At 45.6% G+C, this 8,370-nt stretch carries 9 protein-coding genes; 7 read left to right on the top strand and 2 right to left on the bottom strand.

Annotation, left to right across the window (positions count from 1 at the left end):
* Nucleotides 1-77 precede the first annotated feature (77 nt).
* Complete coding sequence (locus tag BSR11_RS09625; protein ID WP_072670200.1) at nucleotides 78-986, bottom strand: DMT family transporter; 909 nt, start codon at nucleotides 984-986, stop codon at nucleotides 78-80.
* A 182-nt stretch (nucleotides 987-1,168) separates the two neighbouring features.
* On the opposite strand from BSR11_RS09625, the gene rmuC reads away from it, so the two are divergent.
* The 7 genes from rmuC to tatC all read left to right on the top strand — a co-directional run bounded on the left by rmuC (nucleotide 1,169) and on the right by tatC (nucleotide 7,352).
* A complete protein-coding gene (gene rmuC / locus BSR11_RS09620) occupies nucleotides 1,169-2,701 on the top strand; it encodes a DNA recombination protein RmuC (RefSeq protein ID WP_072670199.1) in 1,533 nt (510 codons plus the stop codon).
* A gap of 48 nt (nucleotides 2,702-2,749) precedes the next feature.
* The gene (ubiE, locus tag BSR11_RS09615) at nucleotides 2,750-3,532 is read left to right on the top strand and encodes a bifunctional demethylmenaquinone methyltransferase/2-methoxy-6-polyprenyl-1,4-benzoquinol methylase UbiE (protein WP_072670198.1); all 783 of its coding nucleotides are present in this window, start codon (nucleotides 2,750-2,752) and stop codon (nucleotides 3,530-3,532) included.
* Nucleotides 3,533-3,540: 8 nt separating this feature from the next.
* Nucleotides 3,541-4,146, top strand: coding sequence for a ubiquinone biosynthesis accessory factor UbiJ (locus BSR11_RS09610; protein WP_072670197.1), 606 nt, complete (start codon nucleotides 3,541-3,543; stop codon nucleotides 4,144-4,146).
* Nucleotides 4,143-5,774: a ubiquinone biosynthesis regulatory protein kinase UbiB gene (gene ubiB, locus BSR11_RS09605; RefSeq protein WP_072670196.1), complete on the top strand. Its 1,632-nt coding sequence runs from the start codon at nucleotides 4,143-4,145 to the stop codon at nucleotides 5,772-5,774. Before BSR11_RS09610 ends, ubiB begins: the two co-directional genes overlap by 4 nt.
* Nucleotides 5,775-5,830: 56 nt before the next feature.
* Complete coding sequence (tatA, locus tag BSR11_RS09600; protein WP_072670195.1) at nucleotides 5,831-6,070, top strand: Sec-independent protein translocase subunit TatA; 240 nt, start codon at nucleotides 5,831-5,833, stop codon at nucleotides 6,068-6,070.
* Between the two features lie 3 nt (nucleotides 6,071-6,073).
* Complete coding sequence (tatB, locus tag BSR11_RS09595; RefSeq protein WP_072670194.1) at nucleotides 6,074-6,475, top strand: Sec-independent protein translocase protein TatB; 402 nt, start codon at nucleotides 6,074-6,076, stop codon at nucleotides 6,473-6,475.
* A 133-nt stretch (nucleotides 6,476-6,608) separates the two neighbouring features.
* The gene (tatC, locus tag BSR11_RS09590; RefSeq protein WP_072670193.1) at nucleotides 6,609-7,352 is read left to right on the top strand and encodes a twin-arginine translocase subunit TatC; all 744 of its coding nucleotides are present in this window, start codon (nucleotides 6,609-6,611) and stop codon (nucleotides 7,350-7,352) included.
* Between the two features lie 31 nt (nucleotides 7,353-7,383).
* On the opposite strand, the gene BSR11_RS09585 is transcribed toward tatC, so the two are convergent.
* Entirely contained in the window at nucleotides 7,384-8,145 is a 762-nt protein-coding gene (locus BSR11_RS09585) for a TatD family hydrolase (protein ID WP_072670192.1), read from the bottom strand.
* Between the last annotated feature and the right edge of the window lie 225 nt (nucleotides 8,146-8,370).

Genomic DNA, 8,370 nt, shown 5'->3' with positions numbered 1-8,370 from the left:
ATTATTCCAAGCTTTGATTAGTGTACAAACTTTATTGTTCCTGAACAGTAATACCTGACCCGCTGCGCTGGTGGGTTTTATGGCCGTGCTTTCGTTGGTTTAGTGCGGGCTGAGAATTTCATTTGCTGGATCACTAACCCGCTAATAATAAACACTAAACCGATAATGGTGGTGGGATGAATGCGCTCACCGATAATAGTCGCTAATAAAATCAAAGAGATAAATGGCGAGGCAAAAATAAGGTTACTGATCCGCGCGGTATTTTGAGTGCTTTTCAAAGCGCTTAGCCAGAGCACAAAGGTAATTCCCATCTCAAATAAGCCAACATAGCTCACCGCCAGCCAGCCTTGCCATGAAATCGTCAGCCATGATGCTCCCTCATAAAGGCTTAAGCCGATCGCGCAGGGAATGGCAACCAGAAAGCCGAGCAGTAGGCCAACCACCGGATCCGCTTGATTCTTAGTATTTAAAATCCAATATCCTGCCCATAATAACGTTGAGCATAAAGCCAGAGTGACGCCCAGTGGGCTTTCAAATTGTAATTCCAGTAAGTTGCCTTGAGTGGCAATCACCAGTACACCAAAATAACTTGCAGCGCAGGCGAGCCAATCTTGTTTGCGGATTTTTTGGCCCAGAAATAGCGCCGCCATTAACGTGAGTGTAATCGCCCAACTGTAGTTAATCGCTTGTGCCTGAGAAGCGGGCAGTAAAGCGTAGGCTTTAAAGAGCAATAAGTAATAGGCGAGCGGATTAATCAAACCGAGCAAGCAATAGTAAAACGGATTGGCGATAAAGGTCGGGATAAGCTGTGCCAGTTTACCTTGTAGTCCACAAATGACCGCCAAGGCGCACGCCGAGACGATGCTCGCCATAGTCAGCATTTGAATTGGGGTCAGCTCAGCTAAAGTGAGCTTGAACGCAGTCGCCACCGTTGACCAAAGTAATACGGCGGATAATGCCAGTCCAAGGGCTCGGCGCTCATTCATGCTTATACTCCCTGTTGATGATCAGCGACCTAGATTAGCTTCTCGCTGTTGTGACACGTCATTGTGTGGTTACTTTGTGCAAAGAGCTAATCTACGGTGGAAAAACCAGTCAGTAAACTGGACATTTATCCAGTATCGCCATACCATTTTTAATTAAAGTGATAATTGATGAAGTGCTTGATATGCAATGGATCATGGAACATGCGACGACTTGGCTGGCTGCGCTCTCTGCTGCTGGCGTTGCCGCGATTACCACTGGCTGGTGGGTAAAGCAGAAAATGCAGTTCTCACTGCAACTACTAGAGCAGCAATTGGCGAGTGAAGCCCGTTGGCATCAACAACAAAAAACGCAGCTAGAGCAGTCGTTACAGCAAGCTCAGCAAGAGTTAGATGAGCTCGATCAGCAGCGAGATAAAGCGGAATTTGAGTTAAAACAAGCCCACGGCAAGATGATGGCGGTAATGGAAAAATTACGTCATTTTGAAGCGGTCAAGCAAGAGCGCTTGGCTTATGCTGAGCAATTAAACCAGATGCGCGATCTCAAAACGCAATTGGAAGTGCAGCTTCATGAGCAGCAAGCCCGACATGAACAGCAACTCGCCGCTAGCCAAGATAAGCTGCAATTACTTGAGCGTGCTGAAGAGCGGTTAAAGCAGCAATTTGAGCAGCTTGCCAATCAGGTTTTTGAACACAAAACCGCGAAAGTCGATGCGCAAAACCAACAAAGTTTAGCTGGTTTGCTTAACCCACTGAAAGAGCAGCTCGAAGGGTTTAAAAAACAGGTCAATGACAGTTTTAACCAAGAAGCGAAAGAGCGGCATACCTTGGTCCATGAGCTGCGTAACTTGCAGCAATTGAATGAGCAAATGGCCAAAGAAGCGCTCAACCTCACCCAAGCGTTAAAAGGGGACAATAAGCAGCAAGGTAATTGGGGCGAAGTGGTGCTTGCTCGGGTATTGGCCGAGTCCGGTTTGCGCGAAGGGCATGAATATCACACCCAAGTCAGCTTACAAAATGCCGCGGGTAAACGCTATCAACCGGATGTGATCGTCCATTTACCACACGACAAACAAGTGGTGATCGACTCCAAAATGGCGCTAGTAGCCTATGAGCGTTATTTTAATGCCGAGACTGATAGTGAACGCGATCGCGCTTTGCATGATCACTTAGCGGCGCTACGTAATCACCTGAAAGGCTTGAGTCAAAAAGATTATCACCAGTTGAAAGGGCTACACAGTTTAGATTATGTGCTGATGTTCATTCCGGTCGAACCGGCCTTTCAGGTGGCGATTCAAGCCGATCCAAGCCTAGTCAAAGATGCCCTTGAGAAAAATATTATCTTAGTCAGTCCAACCACCTTATTAGTTGCTTTGCGTACGATTGATAATTTATGGCGTTACGAGCGCCAAAATCAAAATGCGCAGGAAATCGCAGAACGAGCCAGTAAATTGTACGATAAGCTGCGTTTATTCGTAGAAGATATGCAAGGTCTAGGCGGTGCACTGGATCGCGCCAACCAGAACTATCAGTCGGCGATGAATAAACTGGCCACAGGGCGTGGGAATGCGATACGTCAGGCGGAAAGTTTTAAGCAGCTTGGGGTGGAAATTAAACGTTCGATAGCGAGCGAATTGGTTGAACAAGCACAGCGTGAATCGGATCCTGATTTTGCGCCTTTACTAGAAAGACATCCCGCTGAGGATAAAGTAAACTAATCGCCCGCAGTTGCAGTTTAGGTGTAGGACTGCCCAAGAGGAACAATAATGACGGATATCAGCGTGCAAACCAATACAACAATAGACAATCAAGAAACCACTCATTTCGGTTTCACTACCGTCGCTAAAGACGAAAAAGTCACCAAAGTGGCGCAAGTATTCCATTCTGTTGCTGCCAAATACGACATCATGAATGACATGATGTCTGGAGGTATTCATCGTTTATGGAAGCGTTTTACCATTGATTGTGCGGGTGCGCGCCCAGGACAGAAAATTTTAGACCTAGGTGGTGGTACGGGCGATTTAACGGCCAAGTTTTCGCGCATTGTCGGTGACAAAGGCCATGTCATTTTGGCTGATATTAATAATTCAATGCTCAATGTGGGCCGTGATAAGCTGCGTGATCGAGGCATTGTCGGTAACGTGCATTATGTGCAAGCGAATGCGGAAGAATTGCCGTTTCCTGATAACTACTTTGACTGCATCACCATCAGTTTTTGTTTACGCAATGTGACCGATAAAGACCAAGCGTTACGCTCGATGTATCGAGTGTTAAAGCCTGGTGGCCGTTTACTTGTGCTCGAGTTTTCTAAACCTGTCCTTGACCCGCTCTCCAAAATATACGATGCCTACTCGTTTCATATCCTGCCTAAAATGGGCCAATTGATTGCAAATGACGCAGAAAGTTATCGTTATTTAGCGGAGTCAATTCGCATGCATCCTGATCAAGAGACGTTAAAAGGCATGATGGAGAATGCGGGCTTTGAGCAAACCACTTACTATAACCTTACTGGTGGTATTGTGGCGTTGCATCGTGGTTACAAATTCTAAGGGGCCTTATGCCGTTGCAATCTTTGATCACTGCGGTGATGGAAACGACGCTCAATAAATTAATTGAGGATGATCCCCAATTGCACCGTCGACTGACTCGTTTAAAAGGGCAAGTGATTCAGCTGCATATTAAAGAGCTCGATCAAACCTTTACCTTTGTGTTCAGTCAACAAATTGATGTGCTTGGTGCTTATGAAGCGCAGCCCGATTGCTACTTGTCGCTATCATTGACAATTTTGCCGGAGCTGCGTGAGCAGGCCAACATCACGCAGTTAATCAAACAAGATAAACTGGTGTTACAAGGGGATATTCAGTTAGCACAGAAATTTGCGCAATTATTGACCGAGAGTAAGCCCGATCTTGAAGAGTGGTTGTCACGCATCACAGGTGATGTGGTCGCTCACACCGTTGTACAAGGTATTAAGGATGTGCATCAACAATTGACGGCTCACTTTGTCAAACAACAGCATTATGTAGCCCAAGTCCTTACTGAAGAGTGGCGTATTGCTCCTCCGCCACTCGAAATCGCCGACTTTTGTGATCAAGTGGATGAAGTCAAAAGCCATGCCGCTCGTTTAGAAGCCAAATTGCATCAGTTATTGGGAAGAGTATGACTCCTGCAGAAGTTAAGCGTTTATATCGCATCATCAAAGTTCAGCTTGAATATGGCTTAGATGAGCTTATTCCACAGCACCAATTAAGCCAAGCTCCATTATTCGCCCGTAAAATGTTGTTTTGGATCCGTAATCAGCACGTGGATAAACCACTGGGTGAACGGCTACGTCTTGCACTACAAGAGCTGGGGCCAGTGTGGATTAAATTTGGTCAGATGATGTCGACTCGACGAGATTTATTCCCGCCTCATATCGCCGATCAATTGGCACTGCTGCAAGATAAAGTTGCTCCGTTTGATGGCCTCTTAGCCAAACAACACATTGAGCAAGCTCTTGGTGGTCCATTAGAGACATGGTTTGATGAGTTTGATATCCAGCCCTTAGCGTCGGCTTCAATCGCCCAAGTCCATACTGCGAAACTGAAATCTAATGGTCGCGACATTGTACTGAAAGTGATCCGCCCTGATATCCGTCCCGTTATTGATGCAGATCTAAAACTGATGTACCGCCTAGCGCGTATTATTGCCAAAGTAACGCCAGAAGCTCGTCGTTTAAAACCAGTTGAAGTCGTGCGTGAGTATGAAAAAACCTTATTGGATGAACTTGATTTACGTCGAGAAGCCGCCAATGCCATTCAACTGCGTCGTAATTTTGAAAATAGCGAAGAGCTGTACGTCCCAGAAGTGATTACCGATTTTAGTAATAAAACCGTGATGGTTTCTGAACGCATTTACGGTATTCAAGTGTCAGATTTGGCGGGATTAAAAGCCAACGGGACCAATATGAAGCTGTTAGCGGAACGTGGCGTGACGGTATTTTTTACCCAAGTGTTTCGTGATAGTTTTTTCCATGCTGACATGCATCCTGGCAATGTGTTTGTTAATCCTGAACATCCAGAGAATCCGCAATGGATAGGGCTCGATTGCGGTATTGTTGGCACTTTAAATGCTGAAGATAAGCGCTACTTAGCTGAAAATTTTTTGGCGTTTTTTAACCGTGATTACCGAAAAGTGGCGCAGTTACACGTTGACTCCGGATGGGTACCTTACGATACCAATATCGATGAATTCGAAGTGGCGATTCGCATTGTTTGTGAACCAATTTTTGCTAAGCCGCTGTGTGAAATCTCGTTTGGTCACGTGTTATTGAATTTGTTTAATACCGCTAGACGGTTTGAAATGGAAGTGCAGCCTCAGCTGGTCTTACTACAAAAAACGTTATTATACGTTGAGGGATTAGGTCGTCAGCTTTATCCGCAATTGGATTTATGGCAAACCGCAAAGCCTTTTTTAGAAAAATGGATGCGCAATCAAGTCGGCCCTCAGGCGGTGATTAATGCGGTGAAAGAGAAAGCACCATTTTGGGCGGAGAAGCTCCCAGAATTGCCTGAACTCCTCTATGACAGCTTAAAACAGGGGAAAAACCTCAATCTTCGCATGGAGCAATTTTATCAAGGCTACTGCGCTTCGAAGCGCCAGCAGTCAACTGGGCAGTTTTTATTTGGTGTTGGCGCCACTTTAGTCGTATGCTCTGCTTTATTGTTAACCGACTATCCTTCATTAGCGTTGGGGTCGGTGATAGCGGGGGCAATCAGCTGGTGGTTAAGCTGGCGAGCGTATCGTCGATAACTTGGATTCACTGAAGAATTCATCATTGTGTAACACATAACCCGAGGTAGAAAAAAATGGGTGGTATCAGTATTTGGCAACTGCTTATTATTGCGGTCATCGTCGTTTTATTATTTGGCACCAAGAAATTACGTGGTATAGGCAGTGATTTAGGCAGTGCAGTCAAAGGGTTCAAGAAGGCGATGGCTGAAGATGAAGAGCCAGCGAAAAAAGACGCCGATTTTGAGCAGAAAAATCTGCAGCAACAGAAAACAGAAAGCACGGCAGACGCTAAAAAAGACCAAGAGAAGGTATAAGCCGTGTTTGATATCGGTTTTTGGGAGCTGGTATTGATCTCGGTGGTCGCACTGGTTGTGCTGGGGCCTGAGCGCTTACCCCATGCCATACGCAGTGTGGCTAAGTTTGTTGCTACCGCAAAAGGGATGGCCAACAGCGTTAAAGAAGAGTTAACCCAAGAGCTAAAAGTACAAGAACTGCAAGAGCAATTACGTAAGGCTGAGCAAATGGGGATGAAAAATCTATCACCAGAACTGCAAGAGTCGGTCGATACGTTAAAAAAAGCAGCTCAGGATGTGCAGCGTTCTTATGGTGCTAATGCTGAGAATCTCACTGAACAAGCAGGCGCAGCGTTAAAACCAGAAGAACCAACATCAAACTCATCCGTATCGGAAAAAACACTCAGCAAACCGCCATCAGATTAAGTCGAACCGCTTGGTTTTACCGAGACTGCGATGCTGTTGGTGCAGTATGGCGCCACCCCAAAGCGGTCTCTTTCAGTGATTGAACAGCCATGCTGATGCTGATCATTTATACTTCATGCTAACCGAGGTTGTTATGTCATCCGTTGAACAAACCCAACCGCTCATCGCTCATTTACTTGAATTACGTGACCGTTTATTACGCAGTATTGCGGCGGTGATTGTGGTTTTTATTGGTTTGATTTATTTCTCAAATACAATTTACGAATTTGTTTCACGGCCTTTGGTTGAGCGTTTGCCTGCTGGCGCGACGATGATTGCTACCGATGTTGCTTCGCCATTTTTTACGCCGCTGAAACTGACGTTAATTGTCGCTGTATTTTTGTCGGTGCCCTATATTTTGTATCAAGTCTGGGCGTTCGTCGCTCCCGGTTTGTATAAACATGAACGTCGATTGATTTTTCCACTATTGGTCTCGAGTTCTTTACTGTTTTACTGTGGTGTGGCCTTTGCTTATTTCGTCGTTTTTCCATTGGTATTTGGCTTTTTTACCGCAATTTCGCTGGGCGGTGTACAATTTGCTACCGACATCGCCAGCTATTTAGACTTTGTGTTGTCGCTTTTTTTAGCCTTTGGCATTGCTTTTGAGGTTCCCGTGGCGATCATTTTGTTATGTTGGGCTGGCGCGACAACTCCGAAAGCATTAGGTGAGAAGCGGCCATACATTGTGGTTGCCGCGTTTGTGATCGGTATGTTACTCACGCCACCGGATATTATTTCTCAAACGTTATTAGCGGTTCCGATGTGCTTGTTATTTGAAATTGGACTGTTTTTTGCGCGTTTTTATGGTCAGCGAGAGCCTCGCGAGGCGCAAGAGTAATCGGGAGCGTAGGCTCCCTTAGGCATTCTGATTATAATTTAAATAAGGCTTTGGCATTAGCTGTGGTGAGTTGGTCCACTGCCTGTGTACTTAGGCTGCGTAATTCAGCAATACGTTCTGCGACCAATCGGGTGTAGGCGGGTTCATTACGCTTACCGCGATGCGGCACTGGCGCGAGGTAAGGACAATCGGTTTCTAATACCAGATAGTTCAAATCGAGCGCGGGAATCACTTTATCCATTCCGCCATTTTTAAACGTTGAAACTCCCCCTAACCCTAAATGGAAACCAAGGTCATTAATGGCTTTGGCTTGCTCAACCGTTCCGCCAAAACAGTGGAAAACACCGCTCAATTGACCATTTTGCTCTTGTTTGAGCAAAGCTAACGTTTGATCAATCGAGTCACGAGTATGAATCACTACCGGTAAGTTAAGACTTTTCGCCCAGTTAAGTTGGGTAATGAATGCCATCTCTTGTTCGGCTTGGTAGGTTTTGTCCCAGTACAAATCAATGCCAATTTCACCCACGGCAATAAAATCGCGTTGGCTAAACCAGTGCTCTATTCGCTCTAACGTTTGTTTAACATCGGCGTTTACATAGCAGGGGTGCAGCCCCATCATTGATCGACATAAATCAGGATAAGCCGCTTCGGTAGCAAGCATAGGAGCGATAGAGTCGAGATCGATATTGGGTAATAAAATGCGCTCAATACCTTGTTCAATGGCACGTTGTATGACTTGGTCGCGGTCGTGATCAAATTCACTGGCGTAAACATGGGCATGGGTGTCAATCATCATGATCTCTTTATGGTTAGTTACTGTAGTCGCTTTCGAGTTATCGTCTGTGGAATGATATCGGAGCAATGAGCAGTATACGCGAGTGTATCATGCAGATCATTTTTCGCCTTTTCTAGGATTGATCCTAGCGCCAAGTTATCAGAGTGATATGATTTCACGACTACACGTTCCAATCACGTCCGCAGGTGATCCTATGATGACTGTGCGGTTCGACAAATAAGG

The organism is Vibrio injensis, from assembly GCF_001895205.1.
GTDB classification, from domain to species: Bacteria; Pseudomonadota; Gammaproteobacteria; order Enterobacterales; family Vibrionaceae; genus Vibrio; species Vibrio injensis.
This window is presented reverse-complemented; position numbering and strand designations above follow the sequence as displayed.